The organism is Pelagibacterium sp. H642 (genome assembly GCF_031202855.1).
Lineage (GTDB): Bacteria > Pseudomonadota > Alphaproteobacteria > Rhizobiales > Devosiaceae > Pelagibacterium.
The window spans coordinates 677,679-699,784 of record NZ_CP101829.1 but is presented as its reverse complement, the minus strand read 5'-3'; the positions used below and the strand labels follow the sequence as shown (position 1 = coordinate 699,784).

The 22,106-nt window shown below is 63.1% G+C and carries 20 protein-coding genes; 13 read left to right on the top strand and 7 right to left on the bottom strand.

The annotated features are described in order from the left end of the window. Nucleotides 1-127 precede the first annotated feature (127 nt). Together NO934_RS03515 and NO934_RS03510 are read left to right on the top strand one after the other, a co-directional pair. Nucleotides 128-2,401 carry a putative PEP-binding protein gene (locus NO934_RS03515; RefSeq protein ID WP_309162303.1) on the top strand — a complete coding sequence of 758 codons (2,274 nt, stop codon included), beginning with the start codon at nt 128-130 and terminating at the stop codon, nt 2,399-2,401. A 330-nt stretch (nt 2,402-2,731) separates the two neighbouring features. Then, complete coding sequence (locus tag NO934_RS03510; protein ID WP_309162302.1) at nt 2,732-3,685, top strand: cell wall hydrolase; 954 nt, start codon at nt 2,732-2,734, stop codon at nt 3,683-3,685. 1 nt (nt 3,686) lies between these two features. Here the strand turns inward: NO934_RS03510 and NO934_RS03505 are convergent, their stop codons facing one another. From NO934_RS03505 to putA, 4 genes are all read right to left on the bottom strand, one after another. Then, nucleotides 3,687-4,223 carry a hypothetical protein gene (locus NO934_RS03505; RefSeq protein ID WP_309162301.1) on the bottom strand — a complete coding sequence of 179 codons (537 nt, stop codon included), beginning with the start codon at nt 4,221-4,223 and terminating at the stop codon, nt 3,687-3,689. A 321-nt stretch (nt 4,224-4,544) separates the two neighbouring features. Further along, the gene (locus NO934_RS03500) at nt 4,545-5,147 is read right to left on the bottom strand and encodes an HD family hydrolase (RefSeq protein WP_309162300.1); all 603 of its coding nucleotides are present in this window, start codon (nt 5,145-5,147) and stop codon (nt 4,545-4,547) included. Between the two features lie 18 nt (nt 5,148-5,165). Continuing rightward, nucleotides 5,166-5,999: a folate-binding protein gene (locus tag NO934_RS03495; RefSeq protein ID WP_309162299.1), complete on the bottom strand. Its 834-nt coding sequence runs from the start codon at nt 5,997-5,999 to the stop codon at nt 5,166-5,168. A 75-nt stretch (nt 6,000-6,074) separates the two neighbouring features. Continuing rightward, nucleotides 6,075-9,746 carry a trifunctional transcriptional regulator/proline dehydrogenase/L-glutamate gamma-semialdehyde dehydrogenase gene (gene putA / locus NO934_RS03490; protein ID WP_375143288.1) on the bottom strand — a complete coding sequence of 1,224 codons (3,672 nt, stop codon included), beginning with the start codon at nt 9,744-9,746 and terminating at the stop codon, nt 6,075-6,077. Nucleotides 9,747-9,852: 106 nt separating this feature from the next. On the opposite strand from putA, the gene NO934_RS03485 reads away from it, so the two are divergent. The 8 genes from NO934_RS03485 (at nt 9,853) to rlmN (ending at nt 17,126) form a co-directional block, all read left to right on the top strand. Then, complete coding sequence (locus NO934_RS03485; RefSeq protein WP_309162296.1) at nt 9,853-10,314, top strand: Lrp/AsnC ligand binding domain-containing protein; 462 nt, start codon at nt 9,853-9,855, stop codon at nt 10,312-10,314. Between the two features lie 36 nt (nt 10,315-10,350). After that, nucleotides 10,351-10,920: an XRE family transcriptional regulator gene (locus tag NO934_RS03480; RefSeq protein ID WP_309162295.1), complete on the top strand. Its 570-nt coding sequence runs from the start codon at nt 10,351-10,353 to the stop codon at nt 10,918-10,920. A 96-nt stretch (nt 10,921-11,016) separates the two neighbouring features. Continuing rightward, on the top strand, nt 11,017-12,207 hold the full coding sequence (locus tag NO934_RS03475; RefSeq protein WP_309162294.1) for a glycine C-acetyltransferase: 1,191 nt from the start codon (nt 11,017-11,019) through the stop codon (nt 12,205-12,207). A gap of 196 nt (nt 12,208-12,403) precedes the next feature. Next, complete coding sequence (gene tdh / locus NO934_RS03470) at nt 12,404-13,438, top strand: L-threonine 3-dehydrogenase (RefSeq protein WP_309162293.1); 1,035 nt, start codon at nt 12,404-12,406, stop codon at nt 13,436-13,438. 110 nt (nt 13,439-13,548) lie between these two features. Further along, nucleotides 13,549-14,457: a lipid kinase gene (locus NO934_RS03465; protein WP_309162292.1), complete on the top strand. Its 909-nt coding sequence runs from the start codon at nt 13,549-13,551 to the stop codon at nt 14,455-14,457. A 58-nt stretch (nt 14,458-14,515) separates the two neighbouring features. Beyond that, complete coding sequence (locus tag NO934_RS03460) at nt 14,516-15,085, top strand: TetR/AcrR family transcriptional regulator (RefSeq protein ID WP_309162291.1); 570 nt, start codon at nt 14,516-14,518, stop codon at nt 15,083-15,085. 32 nt (nt 15,086-15,117) lie between these two features. Beyond that, entirely contained in the window at nt 15,118-15,990 is an 873-nt protein-coding gene (locus NO934_RS03455; protein ID WP_309162290.1) for a helix-turn-helix domain-containing GNAT family N-acetyltransferase, read from the top strand. A gap of 86 nt (nt 15,991-16,076) precedes the next feature. Continuing rightward, nucleotides 16,077-17,126 (top strand): 23S rRNA (adenine(2503)-C(2))-methyltransferase RlmN, encoded by a 1,050-nt coding sequence (gene rlmN, locus NO934_RS03450; RefSeq protein WP_309162288.1) that lies wholly within the window; start codon nt 16,077-16,079, stop codon nt 17,124-17,126. A gap of 632 nt (nt 17,127-17,758) precedes the next feature. Here the strand turns inward: rlmN and NO934_RS03445 are convergent. The 3 genes from NO934_RS03445 to NO934_RS03435 all read right to left on the bottom strand — a co-directional run bounded on the left by NO934_RS03445 (nt 17,759) and on the right by NO934_RS03435 (nt 18,889). Next, entirely contained in the window at nt 17,759-18,034 is a 276-nt protein-coding gene (locus NO934_RS03445) for a hypothetical protein (RefSeq protein ID WP_309162287.1), read from the bottom strand. Nucleotides 18,035-18,116: 82 nt separating this feature from the next. After that, nucleotides 18,117-18,485, bottom strand: coding sequence for a TIGR02301 family protein (locus NO934_RS03440; RefSeq protein WP_309162285.1), 369 nt, complete (start codon nt 18,483-18,485; stop codon nt 18,117-18,119). Next, entirely contained in the window at nt 18,482-18,889 is a 408-nt protein-coding gene (locus tag NO934_RS03435; protein ID WP_309162284.1) for an NUDIX domain-containing protein, read from the bottom strand. The genes NO934_RS03440 and NO934_RS03435 overlap by 4 nt, the downstream gene beginning before the upstream one ends. A gap of 48 nt (nt 18,890-18,937) precedes the next feature. Here NO934_RS03435 and NO934_RS03430 point away from each other — a divergent pair, with 48 nt between their 5' ends. From NO934_RS03430 to NO934_RS03420, 3 genes are all read left to right on the top strand, one after another. Next, a complete protein-coding gene (locus tag NO934_RS03430) occupies nt 18,938-19,681 on the top strand; it encodes an SOS response-associated peptidase (protein ID WP_309162283.1) in 744 nt (247 codons plus the stop codon). A gap of 434 nt (nt 19,682-20,115) precedes the next feature. Continuing rightward, entirely contained in the window at nt 20,116-20,349 is a 234-nt protein-coding gene (locus NO934_RS03425; protein ID WP_309162281.1) for a hypothetical protein, read from the top strand. Between the two features lie 79 nt (nt 20,350-20,428). After that, complete coding sequence (locus tag NO934_RS03420; protein WP_309162279.1) at nt 20,429-22,105, top strand: hypothetical protein; 1,677 nt, start codon at nt 20,429-20,431, stop codon at nt 22,103-22,105. The last annotated feature ends 1 nt before the right edge of the window (nt 22,106 follow it).

The following is a 22,106-nucleotide window of genomic DNA, read 5'->3' as shown; positions in this document are numbered from 1 at the left end:
CGCCCAAGTCAAGCCACCATCATGTGACCTTTTGCAACCGGCAAGCCCAGTTGCCGGAATTGGCCGTCGCAGGCAATATGACACCGATTCAGTTGGGATTTTTCTTTTGGTGGCGCCCTCCCATCAGATGTTCGCGATCGCCCCGGCTCAGGGAAAACCCTCTCTGAGCCGCGCACAGGCACGGCTTTTGGCGGGCAAGGCGAAATGGCTCCATGCCGTTGCCGAGGCGGGGCTGGACGTCGTTCCGACCATCGTCATCACCCGCGCCGCCTGGGATGCACTGCAATCCGAGCGTAAGGCCGGCTCCGATGCGCTGCGCAAGGTCTGGGTGAGCACGCTCTTCAAGCTTGTGAGCCCCGGCTCCCGCCCGCCCGAGCTCGTTGTCCGCACGTCCGCGCCCCACTACATCACCGGCCTCTCTCCAGCCCGCACCGACATTCCCGCCCCCGCCAACGCGCTCGAAGCCGTCGATCCGCGCGGCGCTTTGGGCAAGGCGATCACCGCCGCTTTTGCCAGTTATGGGCCCGACCCTGCCGGCTGGGCCGCCGAGGCCGAGCGCGAGATGCGCGACAATCAGGTGGTGATCGTTCAGGCGACAGCCACGGGAAAGCTCGAGCGGTTCGTCACCCGCAACACGGCGTCCGGGCGGTTGGGTCCGGTGGCGATGCCTGGCCAGGCTCTCCCCGATCTGCCGCCCAATACCACCGATCTCATCAGGGTCGTCGATGCCGTGTCGGGCCAGCACATGGCCTGCCTTATCGCCATAGAGGCGGGACGGGCCGTGTTCCTGTCGGCGCGCCCGGTACAGGTGAGCGCCGGCGCGCAACTCGAGGCTTCGGTCGAACGCGTCGACGCTAAGGTCTGGACGCCGGGCGAGGCTGTTCAGCGCTTCAACCCCGCGCAATTGCCGCAACTGCTTCATCCGCGCCTGACGGATCAGGACAGGGCGGCGCCGGTCGCGTCCGGTCTGGGCGTCTCCCCGGGCGCAGCCAGTGGCGAGGTGGTGTTCACCGCCGACGATGCCGCCCGCTGCAAGGCGCGCGGACGCCATTGCATTCTCGTGGTCATGGAGACCGGCCCAGGCGATATCGAGGGCATGAAGGCCGCAACCGGGTTCGTCACCGCCCGCGGCGGCATGACCAGCCACGCTGCTGTAGTTGCCCGCATTACCGGCAAGCCTTGCGTCGCCGGGTTGCGGAACCTCCAGATCGATGTCGAAAACGGCGTCTGCAAGCTTGGCGACATGATCGTTTCGGCCGGCGAGCGCATCACCATCGATGGCTCGGAAGGCGCCATCTATGCCGGCGCCTTGCCGCTGTCGCGCCCTCATATCGGCGGCGCGCTCTCGCGCCTGCTCGATTGGGCTGACGATAGCCGCACCATCTCGGTGCGCACCAATGCCGAAACCATCGAGGCGGCGCGCACCGCGCTGAGCTTTGGTGCCGAGGGCATAGGGCTGGCCCGGTCCGAGCATATGTTTTTTTCCGGCGATCGCATGCGTGCCCTGCGCCGCCTGATCCTTTCGGAAAACGAGGAGGACCGCGCCACGGCGCTCGAAGGCCTGGTCGATTACCAGGCGGCCGATTATGCCGCACTGTTCCAGACCATGCAGAACAAGCCGGTCACCGTCCGCCTGTTCGATCCTCCGCTGCACGAATTCCTGCCGCGCAGCGAGGACGATATCGAGGATACGGCCCAGGCGCTCGGACTATCATTGAAGGCACTCAAGGCGCGTCTGCAGCGGCTCGACGAGGTCAATCCCATGCTGGGCCACAGAGGCGTGCGGTTGGTGATCACCTATCCGGAAATCCTGGCCATGCAGATCCGCGCCCTGGTGGCTGGCGTCGAAGCGGCCATGGACAATCAGGATCTGCCGGTCAATCTGGAAATCATGGTGCCCTTCGTCACCTCCGCCCGCGAGGTCGCCTGGGTCAAGCAACGGATCATGGATATCGCCGCCAATGCTCCGGTGTTCCGGCGCGGCGCCAATCTGGCTATCGGCGCCATGATCGAATTGCCGCGCGCCTGCCTGCGGGCCGGTGACATCGCCAGGGACGTGGATTTCATCTCTTTCGGCACCAACGATCTGACTCAGACCACCTATGGCATCTCCCGCGATGATGCGCCGGCGTTCCTGGCCACCTACCATCGTCGCGCGCTTTACGATGTCGATCCGTTCGTCACCATCGACCAGCGCGGCGTGGGCGAATTGATCCGCATCGCCATCGAGCGGGGCAGGGCGGTCAATCCTCACCTGAAGGTCGGCATCTGCGGCGAGCATGCGGGCGAAACCAATTCGCTGCGCTTTTTCGCCGGGCTCGAGGTCGATTACGTCAGTTGCTCGCCCTACCGCGTGTCCGTCGCGCGCATGGTGCTGGCCCAGGCGGATGCGTCAAATTAACCAACCTGGTCAGGTTGGTTTCCACTTCTCTGCCGCATTCTGAACTTTTCCGCGCCGTTTTACCCGTGTTTACACCTTTCTAACCTTAATAACCGATCATCGAAATTGTCGGTATTTGATCGGGTTAGTGTTGCACAACTGCATCGCGAGCCAGATCATCTTCGGCACCGGAACGATGGCGTTATTCATCAAGGGTTTCCGGTGCTCGGTGTAGCGCCGGCGGGTCAGTGGTTGTGGCGTAGAAAAAGCGTTAGTATGGCGTACGGAATCTCCCCGGTACGTGCCGGTCGGGCGCGTGCCTCGAGCAGAATTTTGAAAGCCGTAGGGGCAGTGGCACTTTCCGCCGCGGCATACGGGTTTTCGGTTCCCGGCACCGGTGGCTATCGCGCCGTCGATCCGCTGACGGACCTTCCTCCCGCACGGGCGGCGTCTCTCGATTATCAATCCGGCGAACCGGTTATCTCCGGCACTGTCGCGGCGCTGTTCGAAACGCCGGTGTTCTCGGGTGTCAATCGTACCGACAAGACCGACCGTGCACGGCCCGAAGTCAATCTCGTCGCCTTTTCCCAGGCCTTCGACGCGGTCCGCCTTTCGATCGCCGCAGCGCGCGATGCCGGCAATCCCTACGTCTCCCAGAGCTCGAGCGTGATGGTCGCCGAAAACGAAGAGACGCCGGAGGAAGGCCCTCGCATCTCGGTCGCCGCGGCCGATCCCGGCACGATGCGCACCGACGGCTTGGCGGCCATCGATGCCTTTGCCGACGGCGCCGATGTCGATCCGACTATCCCACGTCCCGCTGCCATTCCCGAAACCTTGGCCTATGGTCGGTCGACGACTCCGGCCACGGATTTTACGCCCAAGCACACCTATTCCGAGCGTGAGCAATGGTGCCTTTCCACGGGCATTTATTTCGAGGCGCGCGGCGAGAGCTATCGCGGCCAGGTCGCGGTGGCTCAGACCATCATGAACCGCGTCGAGCACCCCAACTATCCCGACACCATTTGCGGCGTGGTGTACCAGAACCAGCATCGCCGCAATGCCTGCCAGTTCTCATTCGCTTGCGACGGCATTCCCGATCGCATCAACGAACCTTCGGCCTGGGCCAAGGCGCAGGAAATCACCCAATCGGTGCTCAACAGGGAAATCTATCTGACCGAAGTTGCCGACGCGACCCACTACCACGCCACCTATGTGCGTCCTCACTGGGCCCGCAACATGGACAAAGTGACCCAGGTGGGCCTGCACGTCTTCTATAAATTCAAGGCCGGCTGGCGGTTCGGGTAGCTCAATAGGTGCGGTAGCATGAAGCGAACGAGCCGCTCACCGAACAGGAGCGGACGCCGCGCTCGTTGACCGCATTGACCACCAGCCCACCGCCCATCGGATCGCGCCCGAGCGAAAAAATCGAAAAGCCCGGTCCGGGCGGCTGATGGTACGGCCAGTGATAATGGCCTTCATCCTCATAGACGCGGGCAACCTCGATCCCCGGATAGAGCACATGCGGGGACGCCAGGCCGTCGCTCGAATAGGTGCCGGTGGAGGTCGTTGCGATATTGACCTCGGTCACATGGCCATAGCCGACCTTCCGCACGACGGCCGTTGAGATCGGCTCGAGAGAAACCTGATCCGAATAGGCGATCTGATATTGCCGGTCATCGAACTTGACCAGCATGGAAAGCGGCGGAGGATCGGTGTTGATCAGCCCGTCGGCGCGCACCGTTCCGGCACCCAGAATTGCCGCCAGCATCAGCAATGCCACTGCGCCCACGCGATAGTGCAGGGCGATGGTCCGGCTCGGCCGTGGCTGACGATCAAAGCGCATGAGACGACTCCCCGTTTCGCGGCGTCTTAACGCTTTATCAACCTTTCCGATCCGTTAACGCAAAGCCTCCCGCGCGCTAGGGTTAACAGGTGAAATGAGATTAAAATTGTAAGAGCTAGAATGGATTAGGAATGGCGCATCGAGGCCTGCTCCAGATGCCCTTCTCCCCTTGAGGGAGAAGGTGGATCGCCCGAAGGGCGAGACGGATGAGGGGTGCGCCGAGCTTCCTGATCCACCGCATTCCAATCGAAGCTCAGGAACTCCTCACCCTAGTTCCAGCCCTCGGGGAGAAGAGGCGTAGCGACGCGTTCAGTGAGCCCGTTAAGCGCTCAAGCTCTCGAACACCGCCACGAACTGATCGTGCGCTTGCTGGGTCGGCCACGGCCGGATCAACCGATCGAACCCGGGCAGGTCAAAGCCCGCCAGTGTCGGTTCACCGAAGAACTTGCGTGCTTCATCGGGCGAAAAGCCCGCCAGATTGACAGCCTCGAAGAACGCGGCCTCGCGGTCGGCGCGCTTGATGAGCTTGCCGAGTGCGGCCGGCGCGATGGCCGGTAGGCCGAAGCGGACATGGATGGCGCCCAGCAAGCGGGCCTCGACCTCGCGATAGTTGCCCCCCATCGCGGCTTTGAAAGGGGAGATGATATCGCCCATCACATATTCGGGCGCGTCATGCAGCAGCGCATAGAGTCGCCCGCGATCGTCCATCTCGGGCTCCATTGCCGAGGCGATCTCGAACACCAACACCGAATGCTGGGCGACCGAAAAGGCATAATCGCCCTTGGTCTGCCCGTTCCAGCGGGCAACGCGCGCCAGGCCATGGGCGATATCGGAAAGCTCCACATCGAGCGGGGAAGGATCGAGCAGATCGAGACGGCGGCCCGAAAGCATGCGCTGCCAAGCGCGGGATTGTGCGCGTGCCATTGTGCCCCCGATTTGCCCTTATTGATCTTGGGAATCGCTGCCCGATTGCGCAAAATCGTAACGCGCCCATTGGGGCAGGGCAAGCGAGACTGGCCCGCCATTGACGGAGGCCGCGTTCGGATCGCTCACCTTGTCGATCCGCACGATCGCCACCGCCGAGCCATCCACCACATCGCCGATCGTGCCCACGCTTTTGCCATCGAGCATGATGGCATCGCCGCGCGCCCCCGACGCGATACCTGAAACGATCGCCGGCCGCCGCCGCGCGGTGCCGCGATGCTGCATGCGCGAGACGACCTCCTGGCCGACATAGCAACCCTTCTTGAAATCGACGCCGCCCAGATGATCCATGCCGATGTCGTGCGGAAATCCATCTTCCGCATCGAAATCGGGACCCATCTCGGCAATGCCCGCCGCGATCCGGGCGCGCGCTTGTCCGTTCCCTTCGCTCCAGCCCTCCGCTTCTGTAATCGGCGCGATAACCCGATAGCCCAGTCCTTCAGCCCGCCCGTCGCGATGGACGATGCCTGTCTGCGGTGCTTCGGGCGACCAGCCGACCGCGTGCGTTTCGGCCAGCGACTCGATCTCCATCTTGGCGCGCAGCCGATACATCCTCATGCGCTTGAAGAAGTTCTCGGCGACCGGCGCATGCACATCCACCCAATGGGCGCCGTCCGCCCATCCGATCAGCCCCTCGGCGAGGATCTTGCCCTGCGGCGCGAGCAGGGCGAACCAGCGCGCCGGGCCGTTTTCTTCCAGCACCGGCGGCGTCAGCACGTCACCCAGCAGCCGCGTCGCATCAGGACCGGAGAAGCGGAATGCCACGCGATCGCCGCGCTTTTCGATTGTCATGTGAGCGTCCCTTGCCGTTGCGGCTACCTATGCCATGAGTCGCATAGGTAGCCCTCATCGCCAAACGATCAAGTCCTAGGCCAGTGCCATCAGCGATGCGTTCCCGCCGGCAGCGGCCGTGTTGACGCTGGTCGAGACTTCATCGACCAGAAGGTCGATGGCAAAGACCGCTTCGCCGCTCGCCAAACTCTCCGCCTTGGCCCCCTGCACGGTAACGATCGACCCCTCCCATTCGGCCACGGCGCAGGCGATTTCCCTCACATCACCTTCAACCATCACTGCTCGTGCCGCGCTGGGGCTCAGGTCCTCGACCACACTGACTCGCTGCGCCAGGTCTTCGGGAAGACGTTTCATCAGGCTTGCAAGCTCAGCTCCATGCCGGACCAGCACACTGTTGCCGGCAGCCAGCCCTGCCGCCAGCCCATGCGCCAGTCCCAAGATGCTGTGGGCGCAAACCAGCACTGTGCCCTTGGGCTTGGTGCGGTAGGTGTTGCGTTCGCCCACCGGGCCGTCGAGTTCGGCAAAGGCATTGATTGCGGGATGGTGGCCATAGGCCAGAACCTGCTCGGCCACCTTGCCGTGCCCAAGCCCGCGTACCCACTCGGCCAACGTCAGCAGGGTCGGGCCCGGCTCACGGCCCGGCAGGCCCCAAACGGTTTGGCTCGTCGTTTCGACCAGCCGCCGCAGGTAGAGCGGCCCGCCCGCCTTGGGGCCGGTGCCCGAAAGCCCATGCCCGCCAAAGGGCTGCACGCCCACAACGGCACCGATCTGATTGCGGTTGACATAGATATTGCCCACTTCGATCGCCGAAGTGACCTCGGCAATGGTGCTATCGATGCGCGTATGCAGCCCGAAGGTCAGCCCATACCCCAGCGCATTGATCTTCTCGATCAGCGCGCCGAGCGCCCTGCGCTTGAAGCGCACCACATGCAGCACCGGCCCGAACACCTCGCGGCCCAATTCGGAAATATCATCGAGTTCTATGATCGTCGGCGGAACGAAGGTGCCGTGCTCGGCCTCCCGCGGCAGCGGCAATTGCGTGACGGCATGCCCCTTGTCCCGCATGGCCGCGATATGCGCGTTGATGCCGTCCCGCGCCTCGGCGGTGATCACCGGCCCCACATCGGTGGCCAGCCGGTCCGGATTGCCGATGGTCAACTGAGCCATCGCCCCCTTGATCATCTCCAGCGTCTTGTCGGCCACCTCCTCTTGCAGGCACAGCACCCGCAGGGCCGAACAGCGCTGCCCGGCACTGTCGAAGGCCGAGGTCAGCACATCGAGCACTACCTGTTCGGTTAGCGCCGAGGAATCCACCACCAGCGCGTTCTGCCCGCCCGTCTCGGCGATCAGCGGCACAGGCGCGCCATTGAGAAGCGTCCGCCCCGCCAATTGCTTCTGGATCAGCCGCGCCACCTCGGTCGAGCCGGTGAACATCACCCCGCAAATCGCCTCGTGCCCCACCAGAGCCGCGCCGATTTTGCCGTCGCCTGGCGCAAGCTGCAGCACGTCGGCGGGAATGCCCGCCGCATGCAGCAGGTCCACGGCCAGTTGCGCGATCAGCGGCGTCTCTTCGGCCGGCTTGGCGATCACCGGATTGCCCGCCGCCAGCGCCGCCGCGACCTGGCCGGTGAAGATGGCCAGCGGGAAGTTCCAGGGCGAAATGCACACCACCGGTCCCAGCGGGCGGTGGGTGTCATTGGCGAAGCTCTCTTTGACCTGCTGACCATAATAGCGCAGGAAATCCACCGCCTCGCGCACCTCGGCGATGGCGTTTGTCGCCGTCTTGCCCGCCTCGCGCATGGCGAGCGACATGAACAGCTCCATGCGCGCTTCCATGGCTCCCGCCGCCCGATGCAGCATGGCGGCCCGTTCGGCCGGCGCCACCCCCGCCCAGGCCGGAGCGGCCTTTTGCGCCCGCGTCACTATCGCGCCGATCATATCCTCGGTAGGTTCGATCACCTCGCCCACCACATCGCGATGGTCGGCGGGGTTCACCGCCTTGCGCGCAACCCCGCCTTTCTCGTCCGCCCGAGCCTTCCAGTCGCGGCTCAGGCTGCCGCACAACTGCTTGTCGAGCCCGCGCAGCGCCTGCTCATTGGCAAGATCAAGCCCGCGCGAATTGCACCGGCCTTTGGCGAGTATATTCCTGGGCAGGTCGATCTGCTCATGCGGCGCCCCGAGCGGGGAAACCTGCCGCGCCTGTTCCACCGGATCGGCAATCAACCTCTCGACCGGAATGTCCTCATCGGCGATCTGGTTGACGAAGCTCGAATTTGCCCCGTTCTCCAGCAGCCGCCGTACCAGATAAGCCAGCAGCGTCTCATGGCTCCCCACCGGCGCATAGATCCGGCACGGGCGATTGAGCTTGTCCTTGGGCACCACCTGTTCGTAGAGCGGTTCGCCCATTCCGTGCAGGCACTGGAACTCATAGTCCCCGATTTTGAAGTCGGCCCCGGCCAGAGTGTAGATCGTCGCCATGGTCTGTGCGTTGTGAGTCGCAAACTGGGGGAACACCAATTCCCGCGCCGCCAGCAGCTTTTTCGCGCAGGCAAGATAGCTCACATCGGTATGCACCTTGCGGGTGAACACCGGGAAATCGGTCTGCCCATCAAGCTGCGCCCGCTTGATCTCGCTGTCCCAATAGGCACCCTTGACCAGCCGCACCATGATCCGATGCCCCGAACGGCGCGCCAGATCGATGATCCAGTCGATGACGAACGGGCAGCGCTTGGAATAGGCCTGCACCACGAACCCGATGCCGTTCCAGCCGTCGAATTCCGGATCGGTCGCCAGCGCTTCGAGCAGGTCGAGCGAGAGTTCGAGCCGGTCCATCTCCTCGGCATCGATGTTAAGCCCGATGTCATAACCCTTGGCCAGCCGGGCCAATTCCTTGAGGCGCGGCAGCAATTCCCCCATCACGCGCGCGTATTGCGCCCGCGTGTAGCGGGGATGGAGCGCTGAAAGCTTGATCGAAATGCCCGGACCCGCATAAGGTCCGCGCTTGTTGGCGGCCTTGCCGATGGCGTTGATCGCCCCGACATAGTCGGCCATGTAGCGATCCGCATCGGCTGCCGTGGTCGCCGCTTCCCCCAGCATGTCGTAGGAATAGCCGAACCCCTTGGCCTCCCAATCCCTGGCATGCTTGAGCGCTTCCCCGATGGTCTGGCCGGCGACGAATTGCTCGCCCAGCATGCGCATCGCCATCTTGACGCCGGCGCGGATCACCGGCTCGCCCGAACGGGCAACGAGCCGGGAGAGGGCGCTGGAAAGCCCTTTTTCATCCACCGGCGTCACCAGCTTGCCGGTCACCACCAGCCCCCAGGTCGCCGCGTTGACGAACACCGAGCGATCGAGCCCCAGATGCTTCTGCCAGTTGCCCGGCGCGATCTTGTCGGCGATCAACAGGTCGCGCGTGGAATTGTCGGGCGTGCGCAGCAGCGCCTCAGCCAGGCACATCAGCGCAATGCCCTCCTGACTCGAGAGCGCATATTCATGCATCAGCCCCTCGACGCCCGCCCCGGCGCCCTTGGCCCGGATGGCCTTGACCGCCTTTTCGGCAACGCCCCGGATCGCCTTCGCCTGCTCGGCGGAAACCGCTGCCGCCTCGATCAGCGGCGGCACCACTTCGGTTTCAGCCAATCGATAAGCGGAGGTGATCGCCTCGCGCAAATCGCTGTCGCGAGTAAGCTTTCGATCCGAAAACTGCGCAAACGGTCGAGGGTCCGACATAGGTGTTTCAGGCTCCATAGGCATAACGGCAATTTCGCGAAGCTAGAGAAGTTCCGCCGGATAACCACTGTTCAAAAAAAGCCATTTCCGTAGAATATACGGGATTGCCGCCAAGGATTTGAACATGTCTCAGCTCGACCGCACTGACCGCCGCATTCTCAACGAACTCCAGGCGGATGGCCGCATCACCAACGCAGAACTCGCCGCCCGCGTCGGCCTGCCGCCCACCTCGATGAGCGATCGTTTGAAGCGCCTGCAAAAGGCGGGCTACATCACAGGCTTTACCGCCCGCATCGATCCGCACATGGTCGGGCTGGAGCTTCTGGTGTTCGTCGAAGTCTCCCTCGACAAGACCACCCCCGACGCCTTCGACAAATTCTCCAAAGCCGTCCGTCTGGCACCGGAAGTTCTCGAATGCCACATGGTGGCCGGCGGTTTCGACTATCTCGTCAAGGCCCGCGTCACCGACATGGGCCACTACCGCGCCTTCCTCGGCGACGTGCTGCTCAACCTCCCCGGCGTTTCGGAAACCCGCACCTATCCGGTAATGGAAGAGGTCAAATCCGACGGACCGCTGCCAATCTGAATTGCGGCGTCCCGCTTTCCTCTCTATCTGTGTGCCATGAGCGACGTCACACCTCCCCAGATCGGCCCGGTGATCCAGCAGGCGCGCAAGGCGCGGCATCTGACGCTGGAGCAGCTCGCCCGGCTGTCGGGGGTTTCGCGCTCCATGCTGAGCCAGATCGAGCGCAGTGAAACCAACCCCACCTTCGCCGTGGTCTGGAGCCTCACCCAGGCGCTCAACATCGAATTTTCCGATCTGGTTTCCGGCGATGCGGTGGCGCGCAAATCGGCGCTGATCGATGTCGTCCCCGCCGATCATGTCCCCCTGATCGCCTCGCCCGATGGCATGTGCCGGCTGAAAATTCTTTCCCCCCCGGCATTGGCCGGCAAGACCGAATGGTATTTGGTCGAGATCGATCCTGGCGGAGCGCTGACCAGCGCGCCCCACGCCCCGCGCACCCGCGAGCACTTAACGGCGCTGACCGACGGGCTGGCCGTCACCAGCGCCGAAACCACCACCGCGCTCACCGTCGGCGAAGTTGCCCGCTATGCCGCCGACGTTCCGCACGCCATTTCCAATACCTCGGACGCTGTGGCGAGCGGCTGGCTGGTCGTCCTTTACAACTGATCCCGCAACGCTTGCCGCTTCACGCGCATTCTCCAACAGCGTTGACACGAAATCCGATATATTGGAAATTGCATCCAGCAAACAGGAGTGACCACCATGATGGACGGCTTTGCCAGGCATCTCAGCCGCACGCTCGATGAGATTCGCAATGAAGGGCTCTATAAATCCGAAATGGTGATCGGTTCGCCCCAACAGGGCGAGGTGACCGTCGGCGGCCGCACCATGGTCAATCTGTGCGCCAATAATTATCTCGGCTTGGCCAACGATCCTGAAGTGGTCGAGGCCAGCATCCAGGCGCTTGAAAAGTACGGCTCCGGCATGGCCTCCGTGCGCTTCATCTGCGGCACCCACGAACTGCACAAGGAGCTCGAGCAGGCCGTAGCGCGCTATCTCGAAAAGGACGACGCCATTCTTTTCGGCTCGTGCTTTGATGCCAATGGCGGCATTTTCGAAACGCTGCTCGGTCCGGAAGATGCGGTCATCTCCGATACCCTCAACCACGCCTCGATCATCGACGGCGTGCGGTTGTCCAAAGCCAAGCGCTACCGCTTTTCGACTTCGGACATGGACGATCTCCGCCTCCAGCTCCAGGCCGCCGATGATGATGGCGCGCGCTTCAAGCTCATCGTCACCGATGGAGTGTTCTCCATGGATGGCTATATCGCCAAGCTGCCCGAAATCTGCGACTTGGCCGAAGAATACAAGGCCGCTGTTCTGATCGACGAATGCCACGCCACTGGCCATCTGGGTGAAAAGGGCAGGGGAACGCCCGCCCTCACCGGCGCCGGCAACCGCGTTGACATCATCTCGGGCACCTTCGGCAAGACGCTCGGTGGCGCCATGGGCGGCTTCATCGCCGGCCCGCAGCCGGTGGTGGACCTGCTTCGCCAACGCGCCCGGCCCTATCTGTTTTCCAACGCCCTGCCGCCCTCGGTCGCCGCCGGCGCCATAAAGGCCATCGAGATCGCGGAAAAAGCCGACGATCGCCGCGCCAGGCTCGAGGCGCACACCACCCGTTTCCGTACAGCCCTGACCGAAGCGGGCTTCGATCTGGTTCCGGGTAAAACCCCCATCATCCCAGTCATGCTCTACGACGCCGTCAAGGCGCAGCAGATGGCCAAGGCTCTCCAGGATCGCGGCGTCCTCGTCTCGGCCTTCTCCTTCCCCGTGGTCCCCAAGGGCAAGGCCCGCATCCGCACCCAGATGTCGGCTGGGCTCTCGGAAGACAACATCACCTTCGCCATCGATGCCTTTATCGGTGTGGGGAAAGAGCTTGGGGTGATTTGATGCTGAAGCTCTGCGCCCCCATCCCCGGCCCTTTTCCCGCCAGGGGAGAAGGGGGCTTCCTTGACTGCTCTCGAGTTTCCAGCCGAAACGCTGCCACGGTCTACCCTTCTCCCCTGGTGGGAGAAGGTGGCTCGCGAAGCGAGACGGATGAGGGGGGCGCAGCGCTTGCCCCCTATACCATTGCCGGAGAATACCCATGCCCCGCACCATGAAAGCCCTCGTCAAAGCCAAGGCCGAGCCGGGCCTGTGGATGGAAGAGGTTCCTGTTCCCGAGATCGGCCCCGACGACGTGCTGGTCAAGGTCGCCAAGACCGGCATCTGCGGCACCGATCTGCACATCTACAAATGGGACCAATGGGCCCAAAGCGTCATTCCCGTGCCCATGACAGTCGGTCACGAATATTCGGGCACCATCGCCGAACTGGGCGCCAATGTGCGCCACCTCAAGCTCGGCCAGCGCGTCTCGGGTGAAGGCCATGTGATCGGCTTCAAGTCCCGCGCGAGTCGGGCAGGGCGCTTCCATCTCGATCCCGAGACCAAGGGCGTGGGCGTCAACCTCCCCGGCGCCTTCGCCGAATATGTGAAGATCCCGGCCTTCAACATCGTGCCCTTGCCCGACAGCGTCGATGACGAACTCGCCTCGGTCCTCGATCCGCTGGGCAATGCAGTCCACACCGCGCTCGCCTTCGATCTGGTGGGCGAGGACGTGCTGATCACCGGCGCCGGCCCAATCGGTATCATGAGCGCGGCGGTCGCCAAGCATGTAGGCGCCCGCCATGTCGTCATCACCGACCCCAACGACAACCGGCTCGAACTCGCCAAAAAGACCGAGCCCACCGTCATCACCATCAACACCTCGGAAGACCTGCGAGCGGTAGCGCAATCCCTCGGCATGAGTGAAGGCTTCGACGTGGGCTTCGAAATGAGCGGCGCCCCGGCCGCCATGGCAAGCCTCACCGAGCATCTGGTGATGGGCGGCAAGATCGCCATGCTCGGCCTGCCGTCGAAACCGTTCGAATATGATTTCGCAAAGATGGTCCTCAAGATGATCACCATCAAAGGCATCTACGGCCGCGAAATGTTCGAGACCTGGCACAAGATGCTGGCCATGCTGCAATCGGGCCTCGATATCCGCCCGGTCATCACCAACCGCTTCCCGGCCGACCAGTTCGATACCGCCTTCCAAAGCGCCATTCAGGGCGGCGCAGGCAAGATCGTACTTGATTGGTAGACCTGCCATGACCAAATCGTAACGTCCGCGCCGCAATTTCTCCCTATAGGGTGGATCAACAGGTGGGGTATCCGCTTTTATGATCCACCGCGTGGCCGGAAACCGATTTGATGACTGAAGCTTCCCCTCCGAAAGTCCGGCGCGCTCTGATGCTGGTCAATCCCAATGCGCGCCGGGGTAGCCAGGCCGTCGAGCCCATCGCCAAGCGGTTGCGCTTTCGCGGACTCGACGTCACCGTGGAGCGCTTCAAATCCCCTGACGAATTGGCCACCGACATTGCCCGCCGCCGCCATGAGGTCGATCTGGCCATCGTCTGCGGCGGCGATGGCACCATGAACGCGGCTGCCCCGGCCATCATCGAGACCGGCCTGCCCATGGGCATCATTCCCATGGGCACCGCCAACGATCTTGCCCGCACGCTGCATATTCCCGAAAGCTTCCAGCAAGCCGCCGACATAATCGCCGACGGCCATACCCGCGCCATCGATGTGGGGGTGGTCAATGGCCGCCCGTTCTTCAACGTCGCCAGCATCGGGCTTTCGGCCCAGCTCGCCAACAAGCTCTCCCCGGACGTCAAACGCCGCTGGGGCAAGCTCGGCTATGCGCTGACGGCGCTGCAACTGGTCACCACGGTGCGCCCCTTCTCCGCTGAAATCGTCTCAGGCGACGAGGTCACCAAGGTCAAATCGCTCCAAATCGCAGTGGGCAACGGCCGCTATTATGGTGGCGGCACCGTGGTCGAGGCCGACGCCAAGATCGATGACGGCACGCTCGATCTCTACAGCCTCGAAACCGGCGACGTGCTGAAACTCTTTTTGATGCTCCGCGCCTTCCGCAATGGCACGCATGGCACCTGGACCGAGGTTCGCACGGCAAAGGGCGATGGCTTCGAAATCCGCACCCGCCGGCCTCAGCCGGTCAACCTCGATGGAGACCTCGTGACCGAAACCCCGGCCCGCTTCGAAATCCGCCCCAAAGCCATCACCGTCTTCGTGCCGCCCAGCTACGCCTATTCCTGAAGCCTTGCCAAAGACGGCGCTTGTCTGTCATCCAAGGCCCTGACCACCGGATACGGCAATGCCCAGACCCAAGCTCCATTCCGACGACACCATTCTCGCCGCCGCCCAGCAGGTGCTCCTCACCCGCGGCCCGTCCAGTTTCACCCTGAGCGATGTCGCCAGCGCTGTCGGCATATCCCGCGCTGCGCTCATCCAGCGCTTCTCGGACAAGGCGACCCTGCATCTCAAGGTCATGGAGCGCTCCACCCAGGAGGTGCGCGATTATTTTGCTGCCGCCCCCAACGATGTTGGGCTTACTCCTCTCTGGACCATGCTCAAGGACCTGATCGACGGCATGGGGGCAGGGGATGGCTTTGCCGGTTACCTGCTGCTCGAATGGAGCGATGTGGTCGATGACCGCCTCAACGCCCTGGCGCAAGAACGCAACCATCTCGTCCGAGCCGCCATCCTCGAGCGTCTTCCCGCTGGTCCGCACGATCCCGAAACCGCCGCCGGCCTCATTCAATCGGTGATCCAGGGCGCCACCATGCAGTGGCTGATCGACAAGCCGGGTGCGCTCAACAGATTCGTCATCGACCGGACCCGGCACCTGCTGCAAATCCTCTATCCCGATCACGCATTCGATTGACGACGCCGGATATCTGACCTAAGTCAGATATTATGTCACTCGATCCCGTCGCCCGCTTCCGCCGCTTCTCCCGCGCCGTCACCTCGGAGGTCGGCGCCCTCGATACGTCGTTCCTGGGGCGAGGCCGCCCCCTCGGCTCGGCGCGAGTCCTGAACGCCATCGGCCATGGCCGCACCGACATAGCCGAAGTCCGCGACTATCTCGGCCTCGATTCCGGCCTCATGAGTCGCCTGCTGCGTGGCCTCGAGGATGAAGGGCTGATCGAAACCCGCCCCGATCCCGCCGACGGCCGCCGCCGCATCGCCGCGCTCACCCAGGCAGGCCAGCGTGAATTCGAGGCCTATGAGGATATCTCCAACACCCGCGCCAAAGCCCTCCTCTCCCGCCACCCGCACCCTGAGGCGCTTTTGGCTGCCATGGACCTTGTCGCCTCCGCCCTGGGCCGCGATCGCATCGTGTTCGAAGAAGTCGATCCCCGCTCCGAACCCGCCCGCTATTGCCTCGGCGAATATTATGCCGAACTCGCCCGCCGCTTCGAAAACGGCTTCGAGGTTTCGCTGTCCCGCGATCCCGACGCCAACGACATGATCCGCCCACGCGGCAGCTTTCTCGTCGCCTTTTCCGATGGTCTGCCCATCGGCTGTGTCGGGCTCAAGGGCGGGATCGATTACGCCGAGGCCAAACGCCTCTGGGTCGCGCCTTCGGCCCGCGGGCTCGGCCTCGCCAAGCGGCTTATGGCCGCCACCGAGGACGCCGCTCGCGAACTGGGACACACGATCATCCGTCTCGACACCAACCGCGCCCTCCCAGAAGCCATAGCGATGTATCGCAAATCCGGCTGGACCGAGATCGACCGCTACAACGACGATCCCTATCCGGACTTTTTCTTCGAAAAGCGGCTCTGAACCCTCCGGGCTTGAATATAACCGTCATAACGGTTATAAATAAAGGGTCGCAGGAATAGCCTGCATTCTGAACCTCCTGATGCCCCATGACTTCCGCAGTTCTCACCCGAACCGCGGCCGCCTCACCGCGCGCCGCTGCACCTCCGTTCGCCCTCGATCTCGACCGCGCCGCGTTCGAGCGCCTCAACGCGCGTTCGGCCCGACCCATCGCCTATCGCGATCTCTTCACGCCCCACGCCGATCTGCCCAAGCCCCTGCGCCGTTGGGCCGAAGAGCAGGGGGTGGAGTTGCGCCGTCTCACCCTGCGCTCGCGCGAGCGCGGCACGCGGTCTGAAAAATTTCTCTTCGCGCTGCCCGACGGCTACGCCATCGAAACCGTGCTCATCCGCCGGCATGATGGCTTCACCGCCTGCGTCTCCTCCCAAGTCGGCTGTGCCTTCGCCTGCCGTTTCTGCGCCTCGGGGCAGGCGGGTTTGAAGCGCAATCTCACGTCCGGCGAGATTGTCGAACAGGTCCTGCGCCTCGGCCCCAAGGTCAACCGCATCGTCTTCATGGGCATTGGCGAACCGCTCAACAATTACGAAAACGTGCTCAAGGCCATTCGCATCCTGCGCGACCGCGCTGGCATGGCGTTCCCCACCTCGGGCATCACGGTCTCGACCATCGGTATTCCCAAGGCACTCAAGGCCCTGCGCGAGGAGCATCTGAAGCTCAATCTCACCATCTCGCTCCACGCCACCACGCAGGAAAGCCGCGCCGCGCTGATCCCCGGCAGCAAGAAGCACGACATCTCCGAAGTCGTCGCTCGCGCGCTCTCCTGGGCCGAGCGCCACAACCGGATCGTGACCTTCGTTTATCTCGTCCTGCCGGGAATCAACGACACCCGCGCCGATCTCGACCGGCTCTGCGCCATGTTCGTCGGCCAGCCCGCCCGCATCAATCTGATGCGCTGGAACCCCGTCGATGGCATCGCGCTGGGCCGCACCGATGACCGCACCCTCGCGCTGTTCCGCGCCGGCCTCGAACGCTCCGGCATCCCCATCGTCGTGCGCGACACCCAAGGCCGCGACATCACCGCCGCCTGCGGCCAACTCTGGCTGCGCGATGTGCAGGGATTGCCGGTGGCCAAGCGCTAGGGACAGCGATCAGGCGGTCGAATTTAGCAGGCGCTTCCCAGCCACGGCGTTCTCCCGAAGGACACCACCTCTCCCCTCGTCGTCTTCGGGCTAGACCCGGAGACCCGCAACGCTCCCACGCAACTCAGCAGGAGTTTGTTTCCACACCCCTCGAGCCCGAGGGTGACGAAGGAGAGGGTGGAGAACGTGACCACTCCTCATCGGAAGTCCCACCGTCTCCACAAACAAATCCCTGTCATTCCGGGAGTGAGAAGCGATTCGGCCTTGGCCGGAGGCAAAGCTCCGGTGGAGCTTTGGCAGCGCACGAACGCCTTGAGACCTACGGTCGAAAGGCCCCGGAACCCAGCAGCCGAACCTCGCCGGGCCGCCGAGGCTGAGTTGGCAGTCAGCCCCTACTGCAAGACGCGATCCAGGGAATACTCGCCGTTGCTGATTCGATACCCGCAACGTGCAAGCCGACGCTTGCGTCGGCGCCGACAAAGTTGCGCGAGGAAACCGGATCGGGGAAGCCCCTACTGCAAGACGCGATCCAGGGAATACTCGCCGTTGCTGATTCGATACCGCAACGTGCAAGCCGACGCTTGCGTCGGCGCCCGACAAAGTTGCGCGAGGAAACCGGATCGGGGAAGCCCCTACTGCAAGACGCGATCCAGGGTGTATTCCCCGTTGCTGATTCGATCCGGAATGTTGCCGATCAATTGCGCCACGGCCTCTTCGCCATAATCGCGCACCAGGGTTGCGATCGCCGCGAAAAGCGCCGCATGGGCCAGCGCTTCGGTGTCGATTCCATCGGTGTCGGCCGCATTCCAGGCATCCGCCAGGTATTCGAGCGCGATCTGGCGCTCTTCCTGCTCGGCCTCGATGCCGGTGGACTCGGTGGGAAACGGAAAAGTGGTGCGCGTGGTCATGGCCGCTAGTTACCACGCCTTTATGGCGCTGCTAAGGGGAAATGACCAATTGGTTAACGCGGCGCCCCAAATTGGGGAAATCTCACTCGGCGTAGCGCTGGTGGATGTCCCGCGCCAGGGTGTCGCCTTCCGCCAAAAGCCGGGCGATCGCCGTCTGCGCCGAGGGCGTGCAGCTTCGGTAGAATCGCGCATAGGCTTCGTAACCGGCGTTGAACGCCCCGGCCAGTCTGGCGCGCCGGTCCTCGTCCGGCTCATCGAGTTCGATCAGTTCAGCCATCTGCCCACGCCAGTCGGTGGTGACGTCGCCACAGAGCGGGGTGAGCATGTAAAGGCTACCCAGGATTTCCGACAGCCGCTCCATCTGCGCCTGATAGGGCGGATCGACGGCCAAGACGGGCAGGGGGGCAATCGCGATGCACAGCGCCACTCCGAGCGCTCGGATTCGCCTCATGGCTCTATGCCCGTAAGGCCCAGCGTCCTGGCGCAGGTTTTGATGATTCGGGCCAGGCCCGCCGTGGTGCGATAGGCTTGGACCTCGTCCACATGCACCCACTCCCAGTCGGTGATTTCCGGGCTGGTGATCGGAGCCGAAATCGGGCAGCGCGCCGCAAATACCGCCAGCCTGTAGGTTTTTTCCGCCTCGCCGACCGTTTCGACGAGGACCTCGATGGGGTCGGCGACGATGAGCCTCGTTTCCTCGAACAGCTCGCGCTGCACGCAATCGATCGGCGTCTCGCCAGGCTCCATCCGCCCGCCGGGAAAGGTCCAAAAGCCCATGAAAGGAGCGTAGGCGCGCTGGATCAGCAGCACCTCGTCTCCGTGGAAAAGCCCGATAGAACAGGCGTCGGGCTTCATCTGGCAGCTGCCTTGTCTATATTGGGCAATGAACGGGAACGATGAATCATGTGCGGTCGATACGCGGTTACCTTGCCTGATGAGGCGATGCGCCAGATCTTTATGACGGACAACCTAATTCACTCCGTTCCGCGCTACAACATTGCCCCGACTCAACCCGTCATCGCCATCTGGAACGATGAGAGCCGGCGCACGGCCAAGCTCGCGCGCTGGGGCCTTGTGCCCCACTGGGTCAAGGATCCGCGCGAGTTTCCCCTGCTGGTCAACGCCCGGGCCGAAACCATGGCCGAAAAACCCGCCTTCCGCGACGCGGTAAGGCACAAGCGCTGCATCCTGCCGGCCTCGGGCTACTATGAGTGGAAGACGCTGCCGAACGGTAAAAAGCTGCCCTACTACATCACGCACCAGAGCGGCGAGCCGATCGCGTTGGCCGGACTTTATTCGAGCTGGATGGGCCCCGACGGGGAGGAGATCGATACGGTGGCGACCATCACCGTTCCCGCCGGCCCGGATGTTGAGCACATCCATGATCGCATGCCCGCCATCATGCGGGGCGAGCAGATCGACCAATGGCTCGATGTTCGCAATGTAAGATTTCGTGACGTCGAATCGTTCGTGGTCCCGCAGCCGCAAGGAACGATGGCCTCCCATCCGGTCTCGATACGCGTCAATTCCGCTGTCAATGAAGGCCCCGATCTTATCGAGCCGGTCAGCGAGAATCTCCAACCCGAGACCAATGACAAGTCCATGACCGTCAAGGGAAAAAAGTCGGCGCAGCTCGACCTTTTTTGACATCGATGCCCGGAACCGGTTCCTCCATTGTCCGTTCTGGGGGCAGGAATTTTCGCCAGCGGTCGCCGATTTGGCACATTCGCACTCGATCTTTTCGTCAAGCCTTGTTATTTCTGCTTCGTGGCACCAGCTAAGGTGCCCCGAGGTCAGGCTGGAGAACGGCAAATGGTAAAACACACTGCATGGGCACGCCTGACCGCGTCCGAGACCTCCTGCGTACGATTTAATCTCAAACGTACCGGTCTCATGTGTCGCTCCTGGATGTGGCGCGTAGCGCGACAATAGAGCGCTTCCAGAAAAAGTGGCCGCCACTTTTGCGGTTCGGAAGCGCGACTGACGGAAGTCGCCGCCCGCCCCGTCACAAGACCCTCACATAAGACTGTTAGCACCGCCCCTGGGCTGGGCGGCATCGCATTTCGCAGAGTGTTTCGATCATGACCAAGCCAATCGTTATTTCAGTTGCCGGTGAACCCCAGGGTGTCGTTGTTCCCAACGGCACGGACTTCCGCTTCATGGCCGTTAAGCTCGGCGTGTTCCCGCTCGATGGCAAGATTTTCGAATCCATCGAGGCAGCGCGCGCCGCTGCCGAAGCGGTGGTCGAGGACGCGGCCAGCCTTGCCGGTTCGTTCAAGCCCGCCGATGGTGGCGATGAGGGAATGGTGGCCTGACCGGGTTCTCCGCCAAAACTTGATCAGGGTGCACCCGGTCTGGCACAAAGACACCTGCCTTTGCAGTAAGGAGTGTGCCGTGCGCCAGACCAAACCCCGATCCGGCTCTATCGCCGCAACGCTTGTTCTCGGTCTCGCGCTTGTGCCCTCGGTCGCTTGGGCCCAGGAGGCAGAGATCGAAATCTCGGGTTTCGAGGCAACCGATTCTGCCCTCGACGAAGCCGCGTTGGCCGCCATTCTCAATGGCGATCCGGACGCCGATCTCGATGGGCTCGCCGCGCTGGACGCGCTGACCATAACCATCGACCGGCTGGAGGCCGTTGCGCCCGACGGCACCGTGACGGTGCTTTCCGAGCTGGTGCTGGCCAATGTTGTCGACGGCGTCGCGGGCACGGCGGCCATCGATTCGATTACCGTCATCGAAGGCGAAGAGCTGATCGGCGAGTTCGGGCTGGTCACGATCTCCGATCTCGATATCGGCGCCATCCTCGCCCTGAGCGGTCAGACCGCCCCGCTCGAAACCGATGCTTTCGTCCCCGTCTTTTCCAGTTTCAGCTTTTCAGGCGGTCATCATGAGACCGACGAGGCCAAATGCGCATTCAATGCTACCCATCTGGGCTCATTGAGCATCCACCCGCAGGAGTTGGCGGCCATGGAGGCGCTGGCCGAAGCGGGCGATGATGCGGAAGGCGAAGCCTTTCTCACTTTCATGTCCAGCTTCCAACTCGATGGGTTGGAGTTCGGCGGCTTCCGGTGCAAAGGCCCGAATGCAGATGGGCGTCCGATAGATTTCCAGATCGGCGGCGTGACGGCGGGCAATTTTACTCCCGGCCTTTGGCCTGAAATCGAACTCGCCGATCTTTCCGTCACGGGCTTCCAGGATGGGGAGCCGGCCCTGGTGAGCATCGCTTCCGCGCGCTGGGGCGCCACAGATTACAGCCATCTGCTGCAATTGGAGGACCTCGATCTCGAGAGCGCGAGCTTTGAAGCCGCTCGCAGGACCATGCCGCATATCTCGGGCTTTTCGATTTCCGGCGTCGAAATGGACGTTGCTGACGGAAGCTCCGGCGAGCGCATCGCCTTAAGCCTGGGCGAAATGAGCGTCGATGTGGGCGAATGGTTCAACGGCCTGCCGACCAGCATTTCCTTTTCCATCCAGGATCAGGTGATGAATTTCCAACTCGACCACCCGGCCGAGCAGGAATTCATTGCCCTCATGGGCCTGGCCTCTACCCCGATAGACTATAGCGGCGCCATCTATTGGGATCGTGAGGCCGAGACCATCGAGATCGACTCCATGTCCTACACATGGGGCGATTTGGGTTCGATGACCGCATCTGTCACCATCGCCAACGCCACCGAGGCGCTGTTCTCCTACGACGAGGCTGAAATGCTCGGCGCGGCGCTGCAACTGGGTCTTGCCTCCTTCATGACCGAAGCCACCGACACCGGTTTCATCGACCTGGTCGCCGAAGTCGCGGGCTACGCCGACGGGTTGTCAGTCCGGGAATCGCGCACGCAATTGGCCAAGACCGCGTCCGAGGACTTGACCACCGATGCCCCCGAGCTTCAGGCGCTCTGGCAGCCGGTGGTCGATTTCATCCAGACCGGCGGCAGGCTGGTCGTCGAAGGCCGGGCGGCCGGGGAGGGGGCGGCGGGCCTTTCCACCTTCATGCTGATGGAAACCGATCCCGGCCAGTTTCTCGAAGCTTTCGACATCTCGGTCACCAACTCGCCCGTTCCCGAGGAGGGGTGAG